The organism is Paludisphaera mucosa, from assembly GCF_029589435.1.
Lineage (GTDB): Bacteria > Planctomycetota > Planctomycetia > Isosphaerales > Isosphaeraceae > Paludisphaera > Paludisphaera mucosa.
In genome coordinates, this window is sequence record NZ_JARRAG010000002.1 from 3,740,301 (window position 1) to 3,758,577 (window position 18,277).

General features: G+C 69.2%; 16 protein-coding genes. 11 read left to right on the forward strand and 5 right to left on the reverse strand.

What is annotated here, in order from left to right:
• Positions 1–10: 10 nt before the first annotated feature.
• Entirely contained in the window at positions 11–1,579 is a 1,569-nt protein-coding gene (locus tag PZE19_RS24145) for a PDZ domain-containing protein (protein WP_277863166.1), read from the reverse strand.
• Between the two features lie 408 nt (positions 1,580–1,987).
• On the opposite strand from PZE19_RS24145, the gene PZE19_RS24150 reads away from it, so the two are divergent.
• The 6 genes from PZE19_RS24150 to PZE19_RS24175 all read left to right on the forward strand — a co-directional run bounded on the left by PZE19_RS24150 (position 1,988) and on the right by PZE19_RS24175 (position 8,672).
• Complete coding sequence (locus tag PZE19_RS24150; RefSeq protein ID WP_277863167.1) at positions 1,988–3,787, forward strand: hypothetical protein; 1,800 nt, start codon at positions 1,988–1,990, stop codon at positions 3,785–3,787.
• A gap of 109 nt (positions 3,788–3,896) precedes the next feature.
• Entirely contained in the window at positions 3,897–4,586 is a 690-nt protein-coding gene (gene deoC / locus PZE19_RS24155; RefSeq protein WP_277863168.1) for a deoxyribose-phosphate aldolase, read from the forward strand.
• A gap of 186 nt (positions 4,587–4,772) precedes the next feature.
• Positions 4,773–5,234: a peptidase associated/transthyretin-like domain-containing protein gene (locus PZE19_RS24160; RefSeq protein ID WP_277863169.1), complete on the forward strand. Its 462-nt coding sequence runs from the start codon at positions 4,773–4,775 to the stop codon at positions 5,232–5,234.
• A 113-nt stretch (positions 5,235–5,347) separates the two neighbouring features.
• The gene (locus tag PZE19_RS24165; RefSeq protein WP_277863170.1) at positions 5,348–6,463 is read left to right on the forward strand and encodes a DUF1559 family PulG-like putative transporter; all 1,116 of its coding nucleotides are present in this window, start codon (positions 5,348–5,350) and stop codon (positions 6,461–6,463) included.
• A 476-nt stretch (positions 6,464–6,939) separates the two neighbouring features.
• Positions 6,940–7,467 carry a hypothetical protein gene (locus PZE19_RS24170; protein WP_277863171.1) on the forward strand — a complete coding sequence of 176 codons (528 nt, stop codon included), beginning with the start codon at positions 6,940–6,942 and terminating at the stop codon, positions 7,465–7,467.
• 80 nt (positions 7,468–7,547) lie between these two features.
• Entirely contained in the window at positions 7,548–8,672 is a 1,125-nt protein-coding gene (locus PZE19_RS24175; RefSeq protein WP_277863172.1) for a DUF1559 domain-containing protein, read from the forward strand.
• Positions 8,673–8,757: 85 nt separating this feature from the next.
• Here PZE19_RS24175 and PZE19_RS24180 read toward each other — a convergent pair whose 3' ends face one another.
• The gene (locus tag PZE19_RS24180) at positions 8,758–9,807 is read right to left on the reverse strand and encodes a glycosylasparaginase (protein WP_277863173.1); all 1,050 of its coding nucleotides are present in this window, start codon (positions 9,805–9,807) and stop codon (positions 8,758–8,760) included.
• Between the two features lie 197 nt (positions 9,808–10,004).
• Here PZE19_RS24180 and PZE19_RS24185 point away from each other — a divergent pair, with 197 nt between their 5' ends.
• From PZE19_RS24185 to PZE19_RS24200, 4 genes are all read left to right on the forward strand, one after another.
• Positions 10,005–10,535, forward strand: a complete 531-nt coding sequence (locus PZE19_RS24185) for a hypothetical protein (RefSeq protein ID WP_277863174.1) — start codon at positions 10,005–10,007, stop codon at positions 10,533–10,535.
• A 209-nt stretch (positions 10,536–10,744) separates the two neighbouring features.
• Positions 10,745–10,966, forward strand: coding sequence for a hypothetical protein (locus PZE19_RS24190; protein ID WP_277863175.1), 222 nt, complete (start codon positions 10,745–10,747; stop codon positions 10,964–10,966).
• 101 nt (positions 10,967–11,067) lie between these two features.
• Positions 11,068–12,096, forward strand: a complete 1,029-nt coding sequence (locus PZE19_RS24195) for a DUF1559 domain-containing protein (protein ID WP_277863176.1) — start codon at positions 11,068–11,070, stop codon at positions 12,094–12,096.
• 99 nt (positions 12,097–12,195) lie between these two features.
• A complete protein-coding gene (locus PZE19_RS24200) occupies positions 12,196–13,233 on the forward strand; it encodes an isoaspartyl peptidase/L-asparaginase (RefSeq protein ID WP_277863177.1) in 1,038 nt (345 codons plus the stop codon).
• A gap of 99 nt (positions 13,234–13,332) precedes the next feature.
• Here PZE19_RS24200 and PZE19_RS24205 read toward each other — a convergent pair whose 3' ends face one another.
• Positions 13,333–13,833, reverse strand: coding sequence for a hypothetical protein (locus PZE19_RS24205; protein ID WP_277863178.1), 501 nt, complete (start codon positions 13,831–13,833; stop codon positions 13,333–13,335).
• Positions 13,834–14,224: 391 nt separating this feature from the next.
• Complete coding sequence (locus tag PZE19_RS24210) at positions 14,225–14,995, reverse strand: Bax inhibitor-1/YccA family protein (RefSeq protein ID WP_277863179.1); 771 nt, start codon at positions 14,993–14,995, stop codon at positions 14,225–14,227.
• Positions 14,996–15,667: 672 nt separating this feature from the next.
• Between PZE19_RS24210 and PZE19_RS24215 the strand changes: the two genes are divergently transcribed.
• Positions 15,668–16,159, forward strand: coding sequence for a hypothetical protein (locus tag PZE19_RS24215; protein WP_277863180.1), 492 nt, complete (start codon positions 15,668–15,670; stop codon positions 16,157–16,159).
• Between the two features lie 393 nt (positions 16,160–16,552).
• On the opposite strand, the gene PZE19_RS24220 is transcribed toward PZE19_RS24215, so the two are convergent.
• Positions 16,553–18,268 carry an FAD-dependent oxidoreductase gene (locus tag PZE19_RS24220; protein ID WP_277863181.1) on the reverse strand — a complete coding sequence of 572 codons (1,716 nt, stop codon included), beginning with the start codon at positions 18,266–18,268 and terminating at the stop codon, positions 16,553–16,555.
• Between the last annotated feature and the right edge of the window lie 9 nt (positions 18,269–18,277).

Below are 18,277 nucleotides of genomic sequence, written 5' to 3' on the forward strand. Positions count from 1 at the left end.
CGGGTCGCGATCACTGCGGGGCGGCCGGTTCGAGGGCCGCGGCGCCGGCCGAGGACGGGGCGAGGACGGCGTCGAGCGTCGTCTCGGCGTTCGGCGGGCGGACGTTGCGCAGGGTGAGCCGAAGTCGCCCCTGGGATCCGGCGATCGCCCCGGCCAGGTCGGCGTGGCTCTGCGTCGGCCGGCCGTTCGCGGTCAGGAGGATGTCGCCGGCTTCGAGGCCCGCCCGCTGCGCCGGGCCGCCGGGGTTGACCGTCGCCACATAGAGGCCGTATCGGGTGGTCCCGTCGGCCGCCTGGAGCGGTACGGGGACGGTGAGGACTCCCAGGACGTAAGGGGCGGCCGCGGCGGGGCGGCTCGCGGGGAGCATCAAGACGGTCGAGCCGAGCTGGTTGTTTCGAGTGTTGATGAAGTCGACGGTCGTCCGGTCGACGTGGCCGACGACGTCTTCGGGGCCCCGGATCGGTACGCCGTCGAGGGTGAAGATCTGATCGCCGGGCTCGAAGCCGACCGAAGACGCCGGCGATCCGGGCGCGGCGGGGCGGGTCAGCCGGGCCGCCAGGTGGTCGCGGAAGGGGATGAGCTGGTACGAAATCCCCAGGTTGGCGGCGAACAGCTCGACCCCGCCCCCGGCCCTTGCGTCGCGCCGCGAGGCGAGCTGGAAGGCGAACGGGGTCTGGTCGGGCTGGGCCAGCAGGATCCGATGGGTGTCGGGGTCGGTGACGGGCTGGCCGGCCGCGGCGTCGGCCAGGCGGCTTTCGCGGAAGCCGCGATAGAAATCCCGGGTCCCCTCGCGGACGCGCGGGAAGAGCTCCTTCCACTCCACGAATCCGTCCCTGGGCGCGACGTCCAGCTCGTCGGTCGGGGCCATGATGAGGCTCGTGAGGACGGCCGTGAAGAAGCTGCCGGTCTCCGCGGTGGTGATCGACGCCTCGCCGCGGCGGGCGGCCGGGTCGTAGGTCGACGAGGTCAGGTCGACGAGCCCCTGGTGCTCGAACATCAGCATTTGCAGGACCGTCGGCCCACTCGGCGCGCCGGGGGCCGGGTTGCCGGGCGTCGGGGGCTGCGGGGGCGCGGCAGGCAGGAGGTTCGCGCAGCAGTCGCTCAGCAACACCGTCAGACGCGCGCCCTTGGCGGTCAGGGCGTCGCGCAGCTGGGAGCGCAGCAGCGTCTGCGGAACGGGGCGGCCGTCGGGCCCGCGGGCTCCCATCAGGCCCAGCATGTGGCCCTGATCGTCGAGGGTCGCGCCATGGCCCGTGTAATAGAACAGGAGCGTGTCGTTCGGGTCGACCTTCAGGCTCGCGATGTACAGGAGCAGATTCCGGGGCGTGACTTCCCGACCCCGGAAGACCTTGCCCACGAGCTGGTCGTCGGCCCCCAGCCCGAGGCTGAGCGCCGCGTTCACGTGCTCCAGATCCAGGTCGAGGCCGGCGAGCTGCGAGTTGTCGTCGACGACGAGGATCGCCTGGATGACCCGACGGCCATCGGCCCTCGCGGACGCCGTTCCGGAGTTCAAGTTCGAGATCGTCGCGAGCGCCAGCAGCAGGACCGACCGGCTCCGGCGGGCGGGTGACCAGGCCATCGCACGTCTCCATCAACGCGAGGGTTCGGCTGGGAAGGGGTCGGCGGCGTTCGATATCCGTCGCCCGACGTGATGTCGCCCCGATCCGCGCCACTCGCCCTCGAAGCGAATCCCGGTCCCGCGCCGGCCTGACTGGATCGAAGCGTCCATCCATCCTATGCGAGGCGCCCCGGGATGTTCGCCGACGAATCGGGCTCTCGCGGGGAATTTTCGAAGCGGGGCGAGGACGCCCGGGGGAAGACCATGCAATCAGGCTTCCGGGGCCGTCGTCGCGATCGATGTAATCGGCCCTGGCGGACGAATCGTTTCAAGCCGGCCGGCGCGAGGGGTCGATAAGGTCCGCATAAGCGGTGCGCCCGGAATATCGTCGAGGGCGCGCGGCGACGGCGGAAATCGGGCCGGGGGACGATGACTGTGACGTCAGCGGCGACCAAAAGCGGGCGGAGGGCGAGGGCGATCGGGGCATGGGCCCTCGCCCTCGGACTGCTCGCGCCATGGCGGTCGACGACGTTCGCGGCGGGCGACGGGACGATCCCGCCGATCTACCACAAGGAGCGCTCGTTCCGGATCCCGTTCGACCTCGGCGGCAAGGACTACAGTCGTATCAAGGAGTTGCAGCTCTGGGCGTCGGAAGACGCCGGGTTCAACTGGTACTCGGTGAGCAAGACGACGCCCGACCAGAAGGTCTTCACGTTCCGGGCCCGCCGCGACGGCGAGTACTGGTTCGCCGTGCGGACGATCTCGATGACCGGCCAGGCCTCTCCCGCCACGGAAGAGACGATCAAGCCCGCCCTGCGGGTGATCGTCGACACCGTCCCGCCGACGCTCGTCCTGGAGTCGAACGGCCGACAGGGCAGCGTGGCGAAGGTGCGCTGGGAGGCCAAGGACGAGAATCTGGAACTGAAGTCGCTGACCCTGGAATACCAGCTCCCCGGCGCGCGGGATTGGAAGCGGATCCCGGTCCGCCGACCCGCCCTCCTGGGGACGGAGAGCTGGAACGCCAACACGGTCGAATCGATCCGGGTCCGGGGGTCGGTGGTGGATAAGGCGGGCAACCCGTTCGAAACCGAGGTCGACCTGCCCGAAGGGGCCTCCGCGCCGCCCGACATGGCGACGCTCGACCCGGAGGCCGGTTCGGCGCCGCCGGTCGAGCCGTTCCGACGGGGCCGTTCGCCCATCGAGGCCGATTCCAGCTTTACGCCGGTCGAGGACGATCCGGCGACCTCGCCGGCCCCCCGCTCCGGTTCGGCCGGCTGGGGAGGCGGCGGGAGCCGGCGGCCGATCGCCAAGCAGGCCCGCGCCGGCTCCGAGTCGCTCCTCTCCTCGTCGCCGCCGGCCCCGAATTGGGACGCCGCCACCGGCACCGCGGCGACGCCCACGCCGGCGCCGGTGCCGGCGTCGAACCTCGGCGCCGATCCCGCGCCGGCTCGCCCTCCCGGCTTCCCCGATCCCTTCCCGAATTCCGGCGGCGGCGTCGCCGGCGCGAGCCCCGGGGGCGGCCCTGCGGCGACCGGCGGCGAGGCGGGGGCCGCGACGATGCTGGTCGGCAACCCCCGGTTCCGGCTCAAGTACGAAGTCCAGGATCCCGGCCCGGGCGGCCGAGCGGCGCTCGTCGAGCTGTGGATGACCCGCGACGGCGGCCGGACGTGGATCCGTCGCGGCGAAGACCCCGACCGGACATCGCCGATCGACGTCGACCTCGGCGGCGAGGGGACCTACGGCGTCAGCCTCGTCGCCCGGTCCAGCTCGGGCCTGGGCGACCAGCCCCCGTCACCGAACGACGTGCCCCAGACCTGGGTCGAGGTCGATTCGACCCCGCCCCGCGTCCACCTCTACAACCCCGAGATCGGCACGGGCGTCCACGCGGGCAAGGTCGCCATCTCGTGGCGCGCCGAGGACCTCCACCTCGCGCCGAAGCCGGTCTCGATCTGCTGGCGACCCGACCAGCCGGGAGCCGCGTGGGTGCCCGTCGAGCAGGCCCAGGGGCAGCAGGCCGCCGGCCAGTTCGTCTGGGCCGTCCCGCCCAACTTCCCGCCCAAGTTCCACGTCCGGGTCGAGGCCGTCGACGCGGCCGGCAACCGCGGCGGCACCGAGACGACCGACGCCAACCCGGTGATCGTCGACCGCAGCCGCCCCAAGAGCCGGATCATCGGCCTGGATTCCGACTCCCGCTCCGGCGAAGGCCCCAGCGCCCACATCAGCCGCTGAGGCCGCCGGCGGGCCGCCGCTCGCCCTTGCCCCGCGGAGCCCGAGGGGACACAATCGGCGAGGGCGACCTCATCGATCCCTGGAATCGGCATCCCGGAGCACGCGAGCCATGGCACTCGAACTGACGTACGACCTGATCGCCAAGCGGATCGATCATTCGCTCCTCCAGCCGACCCTCACCGAGGAGGAGTTGGAGTCGGGATGCGGCGTCGCCGCCGCCTACGGGGTCGCCAGCGTCTGCATCAAGCCGTTCGCCGTCGGCCTGGCCTCGCGGCTGCTGCGCGGCACGGGCGTCGAGGTCGGCACCACGATCGGCTTCCCGCACGGCGGCCACGCCACGAGCGTGAAGGTGTACGAGTCGAAGCAGGCGATCGACGACGGGGCGACCGAGCTGGACATGGTCGTCAACATCGGCCAGGTGCTGGGCGGCGACTGGATCGCCGTGGCCGCCGATATCGAGGCCGTCGTCGAGGCGGCCCACGGGCGCGACGCGATCGTGAAGGTGATCTTCGAGAACTGCTACCTGAACGACGAGCAGAAGGTCCGCCTCTGCCGCATCTGCGGCGAGGTCGGCGCCGACTACGTCAAGACCTCCACCGGCTACGGCACCGGCGGCGCGACCCGCGAGGACCTGATCCTGATGCGGGAGTCGTCCCCCGCCCGCGTGAAGCTCAAGGCCGCCGGCGGCGTCCGGACGCTCGACCAGGCCATCGAGGTCGTCGAGCTGCACTGCGACCGCTTCGGCGCCTCGAAGACCGCCGAGATCCTCGACGACCTGAAGGCCCGCCTGGCCCGTTGAAGCCGACCTCGTCGCTCATTCGACGAGACCCTGGGCCGCGAGACATCGTCCCGCGATGGGGGACTCGGGGACTTCATCGATTCTCCACAGGATTTTCGCCCCCTCTTCTCGGGGTCGCCTCCGCATTTCGATATATTAACCTTCGCAAGGATTGATGACAGTCCGCTGCCTCTTCGAGCACCCCCGATGTCGAAACCGCAAGAGACCCGTTCGCGAGTCGCCCCCTGGATCATCGCCGCGGCCGCCTGCTGGCTGTCGGTGATGCAGGGTTGCTCGAGCTCCGACGGCGTCGCCCCGCTGGACGTCCACCCGGTCAAAGGCTCCGTGAAATTGAACGACGGCAAGCCGCTCACCTCGGGGGTCGTCGTGTTCGTCCTGCCCGAGAAGGGCCTCCAATTCTCGGCGCCGGTCGACGCCGAGGGCGCTTTCGTCCTCAAGAGCCCTTACGGAGACGGCGCCCCCGAGGGGAGCTACAAGATCCGCATCGAGCGCGACCCGTCGAAGGGCGACGCTCAGGTGAAGGGCGGCCGCAAGGCGGCCCCCCTGGCCCCGTACCCCGCCAAGTACGGCGACGAGACGACGTCGGGCTTGACCGCCGTCGTGAAGCCGACGGACAACGCCCTCGAGCCGTTCGTCCTCGCAAAATAACGCCACGCCTCGACTCCGCGCGAGCCCGGCCGTCAGGTCGTGTTTCGCTCCCCGCCTCCGCTTCGCATCATCCGAACGATCAGCAAACAGCCGCTTACGGGAGAATCGTCCTTATGTCCGCGCCTTCGAAGTCCTCGACGCGATCCGCGTTCACGCTCATCGAGCTGCTGGTGGTCATCGCGATCATCGCCGTGCTCATCGCCCTCTTGCTGCCGGCCGTGCAGTCGGCCCGCGAGGCGGCCCGCCGCGCCCAGTGCACCAACAACCTGAAGCAGATCGGGCTGTCGATGCACAACTACGAGAGCGGCAACGGCTGCTTCCCGCCTTCGGGCGAGTCGACCAACTACAGCCCGGCCTCGGTGGGCTCGTCCTCGACCGTGCCGATCACCCAGTTCGCCGACGGCGGCTGGAGCTGCCTGGCCCGCGTCCTCAGCTTCATGGAGGGGGGCTCGTCGTTCAACGCCCTCAACTTCAACGCCAAGGAATACAACGAAGCGACCGGCATGAACTTCACCGGCGCCTCCACCGTCGTGTCGGCCTACCTCTGCCCGTCGGCCAACCGTTCGCCGGACGGCGGCCAGGACGGCGTCGACCCCAACGACACGATCAGCAAGACCTTCGGCCGGGGCTACGGCTACTCCGACTACGGCGCGACCTGCTACACCGACATCAGCCCCACCGGCGCGGTGGTCACCCCGGGCGGCGCCACGCCGTACCGCGACCAGTCGACCCGTGCGGACGGCCTCCTGAAGGCCGGCAAGACGACGATCGCCGAGATCACCGACGGCACCAGCAACACCATCGCCATCGGCGAGGACGCCGGCCGCGACCCCCGCTTCATCAGCCCCTACAACGAGGGCGACATGTACAAGGGCCCCATCCAGTACCCCGCCTCGTACTACGTCGGCGAGCAGGGCCCGGCGGGCGGCGCCACCAACAAGCGGCGCTACTGGCGCTGGGCCGAGCCGGACGGCGCCTACGGCGTCTCGGGCCAGCCCAACAACAAGTTCCGGCCGATGTATGAGACGGCCGCGTGGGCCCAGACCGGCGTCACCGGCGGCAACAACGCCGGCGCCAACGACGAGCTCTTCTCGTTCCACCCGGGCGGCGTCAACGTCCTGATGGGCGACGGCTCGGTCCGCTTCCTCCGCGACTCCATCAGCGTGGTCACCCTCCGCGCCCTGGTCACGAAGAGCGGCGGCGAAGTCGTCAGCTCCGACGCCTACTGAGCCGCCCAGGCCTGATCGCAGTTCCCCAAAGGCGGGGCCCCTCCCACGAAGACGTGGGAGGGGCCCCGTCGCATTTCGAACCCGCTCGCCTTCCCCCCCGCCGTTCCCACGCCCTCCCGTCGGCACCTTGCCCCCCCCGCGACGCGTCGCGCGATCTTCCCGAACTCCTCTCTCAAGCATCCCTCAGTCTTCATGGGGCCGCCGCGCCTCTTGTTTATAGTAGTATTGTTAGTTCATAAATACACTTAATGATCTTAATGAGAGCGTCTTAAGAGATGGCGTGCGAGGGCTCCTTCACGCTCTTCGACGCGTGGGTTCCGCGTGCCGACCGCTCCGGCGCGGCCGTGGCGAAGGACTTGCCGCGGGAATCCATCAACGGCGAGGAGCCTCCATCGACATGCGAGCGACGCTCGCCCGCGCCACCGACAATACGAAAAGCCACTGAGTCAATTTTAATGAATGAAACTTCGACTCAATTGACCGTCGCCCATAACGGCCCGCACGGCTCCATCGCAGGCGTCACGACCCGCACGCGACGCGGAGCTGGGCCGGCCCTGAGCGGGCTTCGGATCGGAAGTCTGGCGCGATGGCTCACGGCCGCGGCGCTGGCGGCTGCGGCGGCCGGTTGCGGCGAGTCACGCCCCGAGGTCGGCGTCGCGACGTATCCGGTGCAGGGCAAGGTCGTCCTGGCGAATGGGCAGCCCCTGACCTCGGGCGTCGTGGTCTTCGTCTCGGGAGGCTCGACGACGCCTCCGGTCTCGGGCGTGCTCGGCCCGGACGGGTCTTTCGTCCTCATGACCGACGGCGTCGTCGCCGGCGCGCCGGCCGGGGAGTACAAGGTCCGCCTGGAGATCGACCCCGACGCTTCGGCGACGGGGACGTCGCCCAGGAAGCGGAACGCGGTGCCCTTCCCCGCCAAGTACGGCAAAGAAACCACCTCGGGCCTGACCGCCACGGTCAAGGCCGAGCCCGCGAACGAGCTCCGCCCCTTCGTCCTCAACTGATCCCCCATCCGGCCTGGAGTCGCGGCCCCGTGCGGGCCGGTCCCGACCCAGGCGCGTCCGCTACCCGGAGTTTCCTCTCGATGAATCGCCGTCCCGCCTCCGTCGCCCGCCGCCGGTCCGCGTTCACGCTGATCGAGCTGCTGGTCGTCATCGCCATCATCGCCGTGTTGATCGCCCTGCTGCTGCCGGCCGTGCAGTCGGCCCGCGAGGCCGCCCGCCGCGCCCAGTGCGTCAACAACCTGAAGCAGATCGGCCTGGGGCTCCACAACTACGAGAGTTCCGTCGGCGCATTCCCGCCGGCGGGTCAGGGGACCGACTTCACCACGACCCCGCCGCGGACGATCTTCGACGAGCCGGGAGTCTTCGTCCGCCTGCTGCCCTACCTCGAGGGCACCAACATCAGCAACGCCTACAACTTCAGCCTGCCCTACACCCACACGTCGGGGTCCAACAAGACCGCCACCGGCACGGCCGTCAACGCCTACATCTGCCCGTCTTCCGTCCGCGAAGGCTCGGGAGCGCTCGACTCGCTCGATCCGGCCGAAGCCTCGCTGCCGACCGGCCTCCGATTCGGCTACGGCGTCCAGGACTATGGCGCGCCCTGTTACACCGACATCAGCGCCTCCGGGGCCACCGGCGGCGCGGGCGCCACGACCATCACCCCCCATCGCAACAACAACGACCGCGCCGACGGCCTCCTCAAGGTCAGCGCGACCCGCATCGCCGAGATCACCGACGGCACCAGCAACACCATGATGATCGCCGAGGACGCCGGCCGCGACGCCCGCTACATCGCCAACACGATGTACGCCAACGGCGCCGCCTCGCCGCTTCACGCCCCGTTCAATCCCAACCGCGACTCGTACTTCGACGCCGGGCTGCCCCGCCGCTTCTGGCGCTGGGCCGAGGCCGACGGCGCGTACGGCGTCTCGGGCCAGATCAACAACAACAAGACCCGGATCGGCCTGGGCCGCTACAGCACCGCCTACCCGGCCGCGGGCCCCGACCCCGCCGACGGCAACATCAACAAGGTCAACAACAACGCCGCCAACAACGACGAGATCTTCAGCTTCCACCCCGGCGGCGCCAACGTCCTCTTCGGCGACGGCAGCGTGAAGTTCCTCAAGGACAGCACCAGCGTGGTGGTCCTCCGCAACCTCGTCACCCCCAAGGGCGGCGAGGTCATCAGCTCCGACGCCTACTGAGCCGCGTCGGCCCGATCGTCGCGAATCCGGCCCCGGCGACCCGCCTCTTGCGACGGGTCGCCGGGGCCTTGGCGCGCCCCTCGGGTCACTTGTCATAGAGCGGGTCGAGCTGGACGACGCGGGCCGAGTCGCCGTCGTGGACGGCCATCTTGCCGCCGGGGTAGATGCAGCCGCCGGCGAACTTGCCGTCCTTGGAGACGGCGTAGAACGAGACGTTGAACGTCGTCTTGCCGTCGGGCCGCCGCCGCTTGGGGTCGCGGACGCTGGTCTCGGCGATCCGCTTCAGGGCCTCCATCACGGCGTCCTTGGGCGCCAGGCCGCGCCGCATGTTTTCGACGACGAGGTAGCTGGAGAGGTTCAGCAGGTTGGCCTCGCCGATGCCCGTCGAGCCCGCCGAGCCGACGGTGTTGTCGAGATACAGCCCCGCCCCCAGGATGGGCGAGTCGCCGACGCGGCCGGGGATCTTCCACGACAGGCCGGAGGTCGTCGTCGTGCAGCCCAGGTCGCCGTGGGTGTCGAGCACCGAGCAGTGGATCGTGCCGGTGACGCGACGCTTGATGTAGCCGTCGAGGTAGGCGGCGACCTCGTCGTCGGGGGGCGGGACCCAGTCGTCGTTGGGGTCGCGGGTCTCCTTCCAGTGCAGCCAGACTTTGCGCGACTCCTCGGTCAGCAGGTCGACCTCGGGGAAGCCGTGGGCGCGGGCGAACCGCAAGGCCCCCTCGCCGACGATCAGGCAGTGGCGGGTCCGCTTCATCACCAGCCGCGCGACGGCCGCGGGGTGCATGATGTTGCGGATCGAGGCGACCGAGCCGCCGCCGTGGGTCGGGCCGTGCATGACGGCCGCGTCCAGCTCGACGACCCCGTCCTCGTTCGGCAGCCCGCCGTAGCCCACCGAGTCGTCCTTGGGGTCGGCCTCGACGATCGCCACGCCTTCGATGGCCGCGTCGAGCGGGTCGAAGCCCTTCTTGACCAGCTCGACCGCCTTCTCGACCGCGCGCAGGCCGTTGCCGCTGGAGACCGCCACCGGCCTGCGGTCGCCGGCCGGCCTCGGGTCGGTCGCGCCGATCGCCAGCGTGCCCAGGCTGGCCGCGGCGGTCCCTCCCATGAAGAATCGACGATTCATAGATTTACGCATACATTGACATCCAGTGGTTTCCGACCCGCGGCGGCGGCCGACGCGAGGCGCCGCGAAAAATGGCCCGCCGCCGCTTGACATCTTGGGGGATAGATCCGAAGATCTCCACAATCCTCCTCATAAAAGCGGACCGGAAAACCTCTCCCATCCCGGGCTCGCGCCTCGCCGCGCCTTGCTCTCGAAACGGAATCATATTGATGGATCAACAGGTCGCCCCCCCTCCGGGGAAGGCGTCGGGCTCACGCACGACCGCCCTGTCCCTGCTGCTGAACGCCGTCCTCCTGGGCTGGATCGCCTTCGCCCAGCTCGGCAACGGGCGATTCGGCGGCGACGGCGTCTCCCTGGTGCTGGCGAACGACACCGAGGAGGCGATGATCGAGCCGACGATCGAGTATCCCGGCGGTGCGTTCAAGCTCCCGGAACTGCCGGCGGGCAAGTCGGTCGGCACGACGATCCCCGCGCCCGGTCGCTTCGAGGCGACGCTCACCTTCAAGGACGGAAAGTCCGCGACCCAGTCGCGCAAGCTCGCCATCAAGCCCGTGGGCGAGCTGCTCGTCGTGGTGCACGTCCTGCCCGCCCCGGGCTCGAACGCGGTCCCGCCCCCGACCCCGGCGGCCCCCGGCGAGGGGGGCGAAGGCGCCTCGCCCGCCGCCCCGCCGGCCGCATCGGCCGCCTCCCCGGCCTTCCGCGTCATCGTGGCCTACCAGGGAGAAAACACCAACATCTGAGGCCCGCCGGCGGCCCGAGCCGCCGCGCCGGGCCGGGCCTCGCGCATCGTCGCGAGGCTCCGCCAACCCCACGCCCTCGACGTCCGAGGGTTCGACGCTCGGCGAAGCCTGCCGAAGTCACGACGGATCGCAACGTTTCCGTCTCGGCGCCGCGGCCCCGCTCGGGGCCTCGGCCGAGTCACGTCCCCGGTGAAGGAGTCCCTCTTTCGATGTGGAGTTTCACGGTTTCGAGACGCGGTCTGATCACGTCCGGCCTGCTGGTCGCGTTCTCGGCCGGCATGGTCTGCGTCGCCGGCTGCGGCGAACGCGAGGCCCGGATCGCGCCGAGCGATAAGAAGAAGGAAGATATGCAGAAGGACATCGACAACCCCTACGGGGCCGAGATCAAGGACACGATCAAGAAGGGCAAGTCCGCGCGCGGGCCGCGCTGAGCCCTTCGTACGAGCCTCGCCGCGGCCGCGGCGGCCGGCTTCCCGGGCTGCGACCGTTATTCTCCGTCATGGCATTAAAATCGATATTCAAGGAGATCTTCATGAGTCAGGACCGCAGGATTCGAGGCGGATTCACGCTGATCGAGCTGCTGGTGGTCATCGCCATCATCGCCGTCCTCATCGCCTTGCTGCTGCCGGCCGTGCAGTCGGCCCGCGAGGCGGCCCGCCGCGCCCAGTGCACCAACAACCTGAAGCAGCTGGGCCTGGGCCTGGCGAACTATGAGAGCGCCAACACCCGGTATCCGCTCGGCGGCTTCCACCGCGGCACGCCCTGCTCGGGCAGCCACGAGCACAGCTTCCTGATCTCGCTGCTCCCGTTCATCGAGCAGGGGTCGCTGTTCAACTCGTTCAACTCGAACGGCCACTACACCGACAACAACCACAACATGACCGTGTTCAGCACGGGCGTGCAGGGCTTCTGGTGCCCGAGCGACGGCGCCGCCGCCGTCCCCGACACGCGCAGCTTCGGCTACCCGATCTACTTCACCAATTACCGCGGGTCCGCCGGCACCGCCTACTACGTGGGCCGCTACTCCGAGCCCTCGTGCGACACGTCCTACGGGGCGCGTTTCGCCAAGGCCGACGGCATGCTGTACTACAACAGCTCGGTCTCCATCGCCTCGATCACCGACGGCACGAGCAACACGATGGTCACCGGCGAGGTGGCCTACGGCAAGATCCCGGCCAACGAGCGCTGGGACTGGGTGTGGTGGTTCTCGGGCAACAACGCCGACACGCTGGCCAACACCCTCTACCCCATCAACCCCCAGAAGAAGTTGAACGAGGGCTACACCGACACCAACGGCCTCGGCATCAACGTGTCGATCATGTACCACAGCTTCTCAAGCTTCCACCCCGGCGGCATGAACGCGGCGTTCGCCGACGGCTCGGTCAAGTTCCTCAAGGACACCATCAACACGATGGCGTTCGACGCCGCCACCGGCCTGCCGATCGGGATGAAGCCCGACGCCAGCGGCATCCTCCAGGTCCAGCCCGGCTACCAGTACGGCGTCTGGCAGGCCCTTTCCACCCGGGCCGGAGGCGAGATCATCAGCGCCGACGCGCTTTGATGTGAATCGCTCCCGCTTCGACGCGGCGCCGCCCTCTCGGGGGAGGCGCCGCGTCGTCGCCGTCGCTCCGCCCTTCACCACATCCACGGACGAACACCGATGACCTCGAACCTGCACCGCCGCCAGTTCCTCTCGCTGGGGACCACCAGCCTCGCCGCCCTCTCGATCGGGACCTATCCCGAGAAGAAGCCGGGCTCGCGCAAGCCCGTCGTGATCGCCAGCGGCTGGGAGAAGACGGTCGAGATCGCGATGGACCTGGTGCGCAAGGGGGCCGACCCCCTCGACGCGGCCATCGCCGGCGTGGCGATCGTCGAGGCCGACGTCAACGAGCACTCCGTCGGCAAGGGGGGCACCCCGAACGAGGAGGGGGTCGTCGAGCTCGACGCCTCGGTCATGCACGGGCCGACCCACGGCGGCGCCGGCGTCGCCGGCCTCCGCAACATCACCCACCCCGCGGCCGTCGCGCGCTGCATCCTCCAGCGCACCAAGCACGTCCTGCTGGTCGGCGACAACGCCCTGAAGTTCGCCAAGGAGCACGGCTTCCCCGAGGAGGACCTGCTCACCGAGGACACCCGCAAGGCCTGGATCGCCTGGAAGGAGTCCAAGCTCCGCGGCGCGCGGATCCCCCAGATGGTCGCCTCGCTCGACCCGCCGATCCGCGAGCTGGTCGAGCGGCCCACCCACGGCACGATCCACTGCTCCGTGCTCGACACCCACGGCGACCTCGGGGCCGTGACCACGACCTCGGGCCTGGGCTACAAGGTGCCCGGCCGCGTCGGCGACTCGCCGATCCTCGGCGCCGGCCTCTGGCTCGACAACGCCGTCGGCTCGTGCGGCTCGGTCGGCCTGGGCGAGATCAACCTGATCAACTGCGCCTCGTTCCTGGTCGTCGAGAACCTCCGCCGCGGGGCCAAGCCCAAGGACGCCCTGGTCGCCACGACGAAGCAGATCGTCGAGACCGCCCTGCGCGACCCGCGGTTCCGCACCGAGGACGGCAAGCCGGCGTTCGACGTCGTCTTCTACCTGCTGACCAAGGACGGCAAGTACGCCGCCGCCAACATCCACGGCCCGGCCAACATCGTGGTCGCCGACGGCGACACGATCAAGACGATCGACTCGGCCACGCTCATCGACTGAGCCCGTCCACCCCGGGCGTCACGACGAAGGCCCGCGCGGCGGAGCATGATCGCTCCGCCGCGCGGGCCTCGTCGGTTCGTGGGCTCGCCGTGATCGGCCTCAGCGCCGGGCCGGCGGGGCGCCGGAGGCGGCGATGGCGGCGACCTTGGACGGTGAGCTCATGTAGCAGACGAATTTCTCGGTCGAGCCCGGCCTGGGATCGGCGGCCACGCGGTACCCGCGGTAGACGGTCTTGGCGGGCTGGCCTTCCTCGCGGATCGTCAGCGCGAGGGCGCAGTTGCGGTCGGCGCCGCGGATCTCGACGTCCTTCAGCGAGGCGTCGACCGTCCCGCCCGGCTCGACGCGGAGCACCTGCGGCTTGAAGACGCACGAGGCGTTCGCCGGCTTGATCTCCAGCTCGCAACCCTTCGCGCCCAGGTCGGAGATCGCCACCTTCAGCTCGATGGACCTCGACTTGACCTTGGCCCTGGGGGCCTCGACCGTCGGCTTCTTCGGGCCGGGGGCGGCCTTGGCCTCCTGCCCGAACAGTGTGGGGACGAAGACGGAGGCGGTCACGAACCCCGCGGCCAGCGCCGAGACTTTCCAGAACCTGACTCGCATAGCGGTTCGACTCCATTCTCAAAGGGCCGGCCGACCCGTCCTGGGCCGTCCGTCGTCGCCCGACCGCCGCCGTCGCAGGGCCCCGGCGCGTCACGCCAGGTCGCCCGCTCGGCGTCCGGTCGGTCCTGATCCTCCCGTCCGGGGATCCCCGCCGTCGACGTCGCCGTCGGTTCGTCGATCTCCCGCCGTCGCTGCCAGCTCGCGCGTCCGGTTCGGCGAATGCGACCCGGAACTTGAGGCTCCTTCGAGGTGGGCCGCAGATTACTACGCCCGCCCCCCGCCGGCAAGGCCAACCTGGGGCCGCCCCTGGGCGCAAAAAGCAAGGCCGGCGGCCCGCTGGAATGCGGGGCCGCCGGCCTCGGGGTTCGATCATCGAGTCGTACGGTCGGGCTCAGTCGCGGCTGTTGGCGAGCTTGGCCAGCAGGCGGAGGATCTCCAGGTACAGCCAGACGAGCGTGACCATCAGGCCGAACGCGCCGTACCACTCCATATACTTGGGGGCCTCGCGGCGGGCGGCCTCCTCGATGAAGTCGAAGTCGAGCAGCAGGTTGAACGCGGCCAGGCCGACGACGAAGAGGCTGAAGCCGATGCCGATCGGCGTCGCGCTCCAGATCATGGGCATCGTCACGCCGAACATGCGGAGCAGCATCGAGACCAGGTAGAAGAGGCAGACCGCGCCGGTCGCCATCATGATCCCCGACCGCAGCTTTTCGGTGACCTTCACCATGCCGCTGGCGTAGAGGAAGAGCATGACGAGCGTGGTGCCGACGGTCAGCGAGACCGCCTGGAGGGCGACGCCCTGGTAGGCGTTGCCATACTTGGCCCGCAACCCGGCCTCGATGAGCTGCGAAATGCCGCCCAGGAACACGCCTTCCATCGCCGCGTAAACCGGGGCGGTCCAGGGTGCGAAGCTTGGCTTGAAGATCGTGACCAGCGACGTGACGAAGCCGGCGAGCGCCGCGCCGACGACCACGCCGATCGGCATCTGGCCGGAGCCGACGGCGTTCCAGGTCCAAAGCGCGGTGCCGGAGAGGATCGCCAGCAGCAGGAACGTCTTGCTCATCGTCCCCTGGACGGTCGTCGTCATGCTGCGAGGCGCGCCGTACACCTGGTCGTAGCCGGCGAAGACGTCCTGGGAGAACGCGGGATTGCTGGAGGCCACGGATTCGTCTCCTTCGTGAAACGCGACGGAGTGAGCGGTCGTCTACGGCGTCGGTCGGGCGGAGGTCGTCGAGTCCGACGGCCGCCTTCGGCCCTCATTCTCGGCTCCATCCCCGCTTTTGGCAAGCAGAACCGCCGTCGCGCGGGACCGCCTCCTCAACCCTGATTATACGACGACTTCTCCTTCGAAGTTCGTCGGATTCGGGACGATCTTGAAAGCCCGGTTCGAGAACCAAAGTTTTCGACCAGCGGTCGTCCCGGACGAATGGGTCCTCCTCCACCAACTCAGCGACTCCCGGCACGCCGGGTCGGGGACCGGTCGGCCTCAAATAATGGGAATCATCTTTAGGAAACGAACGTCCCGGAACCCGACGTTCACGGCCGATTTCGGGACTTTGAATCCGAGACGGGATTCGGGCATGCATTAGGAACCGTCGATCCAGTTCGCCGGAGGAGTTGCAATAACGGGCGTTGTTGAGACCGTCTATTCGGCCATCGCGGGAGGCGGCGCGTGCCGTTTGGGACATACCTTATCTGGCACGGTCTCCTGGGACGAGCGAAAGCAGGGCCGTTCCTATCGGTACTGTGTCAAGTATGATGAGGGGTTAGAGCCGTAAGTTTAGGCCTTGAGCGCCATCCAATCATTGGCGGCAAGAAGGCCGGGTGACCTCTCATGGACAAATACGACCCCGCGCGGGACGTCACACCTGCTTTCGTGGATCGCGTCACAGATTGGTTCGAACGAGCCGACGAGGTGCTCGTCATCCTCCGATACCTGAGAGCCGCCGGCGCGAAGGATTTCGCATTCTGCCGCACACGATCCGAAGTCGAGGCGCTCATCGAATCCGTCCCGATCGGGACCGATATCGAGGTCTTCCGAGACCGCCAACTGCCGATCAGAGGCGTCGTCGATGAGACCTTCATTCGAACCGCCTTCGACTCCTTTCCCGACGGTGAGGAGTACCTGCTGATGACGATCGAGACTGAGCTCGGCAGCAGGATCAGCCGTTTCGCTCGGATCGATTGCAGTCAAAAGGAACTTCACGAATTACTGTCCGAGTTGATCGGAGCCGAGGTCGCTCTTGGCCGTTGCCCCGACTTTAACGTGGCCGATCATGACGGTCTGGTTTCCGCCGCCAAAGGGGGTATCGACGGGCCGAGATAACCAGGGTGCCGACAAACCTCACGCCGGAGCGGACCCGGCCCGATTCGCCAATTAGGCTCTAGCCTACGCGGCATGCTCGGTGCCGCCCGCGAAGTCTTCATTCTCTGCCATGCATGTGGCTGATGCGGGCGATACTCTATTTGGCACGCTCGGTGGTCTCGACGATTCTGCGGGCCTGTGTCAAAAACGAGCGTTTTTGGGACGCTCCGCCTGCACAAAACATAGAGGCCGCCTACCAAACCAGGCTGCCGGCACCGACGCGCATGGCTCGTTGATCGATAGCCTCCCATCGAACCATCGGTGTTGAACTCTTGTCGCCCTTCACCCGCCTGCCCCCCCCTTCAGACATTGACGTCGGTAGCCCTTCCGATCCGTGCGATTTCGTCGAATCACTCACCGCGGCGTCAGCTTGGGCCAGGCGACGTCGACCCCTTGGGCCTTCAGCTTGTCCTGGAAGGCGTCGAACCGCTTGCGGTCGGCCCGGACGGCCTTCGGGGGCTCCTTGATCGCCAGGCAGTGGGCGACTAGCGCGCCGGCGGCCTCGCCGATCTGCCATTCGACGGGATGGAGGCGGTAGCAGCCGTTGGAGATGTGCGTGACGCCCAGGTTCTTGCAGGCGGGGAGCAGGTTCTCGACGCGGACGGGCAGGAGCGCGCCCAGGGGGATCTGGAAGGGGAGCGAGCTGACGTCGACGTAGTTCTTGCCGCCGGTCGCCGGGTGCAGGTCGATCCGGTAGCTGCCGACGCCGACGGAGTCCCAGAACGGCTCGGCCGCGACGTCTTCCGCGCCGGTCGCCTTGCGGCGGGCCTCGGTGCCGACGTGGTTCTCGGTGACGGTGAACTCGGCGCGGATCCGGCGCGACTCGCGGACGTAGGGGGCCTTGGCCAGGCCGTCGTCGGTCCCCACCATGTCGGGTCGGAGCCGCAGGCCCTTCCAGCCCGTCCCGCCGTCGGGCCGCGGGCACTCGGTCTGCATCCAGTACAGGAGCGAGAGGCTGAGCTGTTTGGCGCGGCGGACGTGGGCCTCGGCCTGCTCGGACGTCTGGCCCTCGGCGACGAGCGGCCCGAGCAGGTAGTCGTTTTGAGGCCAGTTGACGAGCGTCACGCCGCCGCCGTCGTACACGCCGGGACGGTAGATCGAGGGGTCGAGGATCCGACGGTAGAGCCAGAGGCCCTTCCCCTTGCCGGTCGGGTCGAACCCCTGGTTGTTGGCCTTAAGGGTGATCGGGTGGGTGTAGCTCAGATCGAGGAGCTTGCCCGGCCACGGCGGCGACAGCTCGGGGACGAATCCCCGCCAGAAGTCGTATTCCTCGGGCCGGTCGATCGTGTGGTCCTCGCCGGGGCGGTGCTCCATCGGGAAGCAGACGGTGAACGCCTGCTGGACGCCGGGGGCCGCCGCGTCGAGCGCGTGGGGCTCGCCGGTCTCGGCCCGGGACTCGGCCCCGACGACGTGCTCGACGCCGGCCATCGGCAGCAGGTCGCCCAGCTCGGTGGCGTCGAGGAAGTACGGCGCCGTCAGCGTGATCTCGGCCCCGGTGCGGCGGTTCCGGACGGACACGGCCCGGACGCGGTCGCCCTGGACCTCGGCCCGGACTGGCTCGTGTTCGAGCAGGGTGAGGAGTCGGCCGAGCGAGGCGTAGTGCGCGAGCAGGTCGGTCAGCACGGCGAGGCTCACGCGGGGCTCGTGGCAGAGCCGCGAGACGCCCCCGCCGCCTGGGTTGAGGAACGGGTTCGCGAGCGCCTCGGCCGTCAGCGGGGCGGTCCGCTTGTAGTAGTCGCGGACCCCCGTGCGGTAGCCGCGATAGCTCGTCGACGAGCCGAACTGCTCGATCCAGGGGTGCTCGTCCGGCGGGACAGCCTGGCTGGTGAGCTGGCCGCCGATCCAGTCGGTGGGCTCGGTGAGGACGACCCGCAGGCCGCTCCGAAGGGCCGCGAGAGCGGCGGCGACGCCCCCCACGCCCCCGCCGACGATCACCAGGTCGGCGGCGATCTCGCCGCGGGGGGCGGCGAGCCCGGCGAGGGCCTCGCGGCGCGGGGCGGAGGCGGCGAGCCACGGCAGGAGCGAGAGGCCCCGGCCGCAGCGCCGGAGCAGTTCGCGACGGGTCGTCATGACGGAATA

Excerpts from the sequence above, each read along its gene's own strand:
- PZE19_RS24215 (WP_277863180.1), top strand. The coding sequence starts at position 15,668 with ATGGACAAATACGACCCCGCGCGGGACGTCACACCTGCTTTCGTGGAT.
- PZE19_RS24160 (WP_277863169.1), top strand. The coding sequence starts at position 4,773 with ATGTCGAAACCGCAAGAGACCCGTTCGCGAGTCGCCCCCTGGATCATC.
- PZE19_RS24220 (WP_277863181.1), bottom strand. The coding sequence starts at position 18,268 with ATGACGACCCGTCGCGAACTGCTCCGGCGCTGCGGCCGGGGCCTCTCG.
- PZE19_RS24195 (WP_277863176.1), top strand. The coding sequence starts at position 11,068 with ATGAGTCAGGACCGCAGGATTCGAGGCGGATTCACGCTGATCGAGCTG.
- PZE19_RS24190 (WP_277863175.1), top strand. The coding sequence starts at position 10,745 with ATGTGGAGTTTCACGGTTTCGAGACGCGGTCTGATCACGTCCGGCCTG.
- PZE19_RS24145 (WP_277863166.1), bottom strand. The coding sequence starts at position 1,579 with ATGGCCTGGTCACCCGCCCGCCGGAGCCGGTCGGTCCTGCTGCTGGCG.
- PZE19_RS24185 (WP_277863174.1), top strand. The coding sequence starts at position 10,005 with ATGGATCAACAGGTCGCCCCCCCTCCGGGGAAGGCGTCGGGCTCACGC.
- PZE19_RS24165 (WP_277863170.1), top strand. The coding sequence starts at position 5,348 with ATGTCCGCGCCTTCGAAGTCCTCGACGCGATCCGCGTTCACGCTCATC.
- PZE19_RS24180 (WP_277863173.1), bottom strand. The coding sequence starts at position 9,807 with ATGCGTAAATCTATGAATCGTCGATTCTTCATGGGAGGGACCGCCGCG.
- PZE19_RS24175 (WP_277863172.1), top strand. The coding sequence starts at position 7,548 with ATGAATCGCCGTCCCGCCTCCGTCGCCCGCCGCCGGTCCGCGTTCACG.
- PZE19_RS24205 (WP_277863178.1), bottom strand. The coding sequence starts at position 13,833 with ATGCGAGTCAGGTTCTGGAAAGTCTCGGCGCTGGCCGCGGGGTTCGTG.
- PZE19_RS24200 (WP_277863177.1), top strand. The coding sequence starts at position 12,196 with ATGACCTCGAACCTGCACCGCCGCCAGTTCCTCTCGCTGGGGACCACC.
- PZE19_RS24150 (WP_277863167.1), top strand. The coding sequence starts at position 1,988 with ATGACTGTGACGTCAGCGGCGACCAAAAGCGGGCGGAGGGCGAGGGCG.
- deoC (WP_277863168.1), top strand. The coding sequence starts at position 3,897 with ATGGCACTCGAACTGACGTACGACCTGATCGCCAAGCGGATCGATCAT.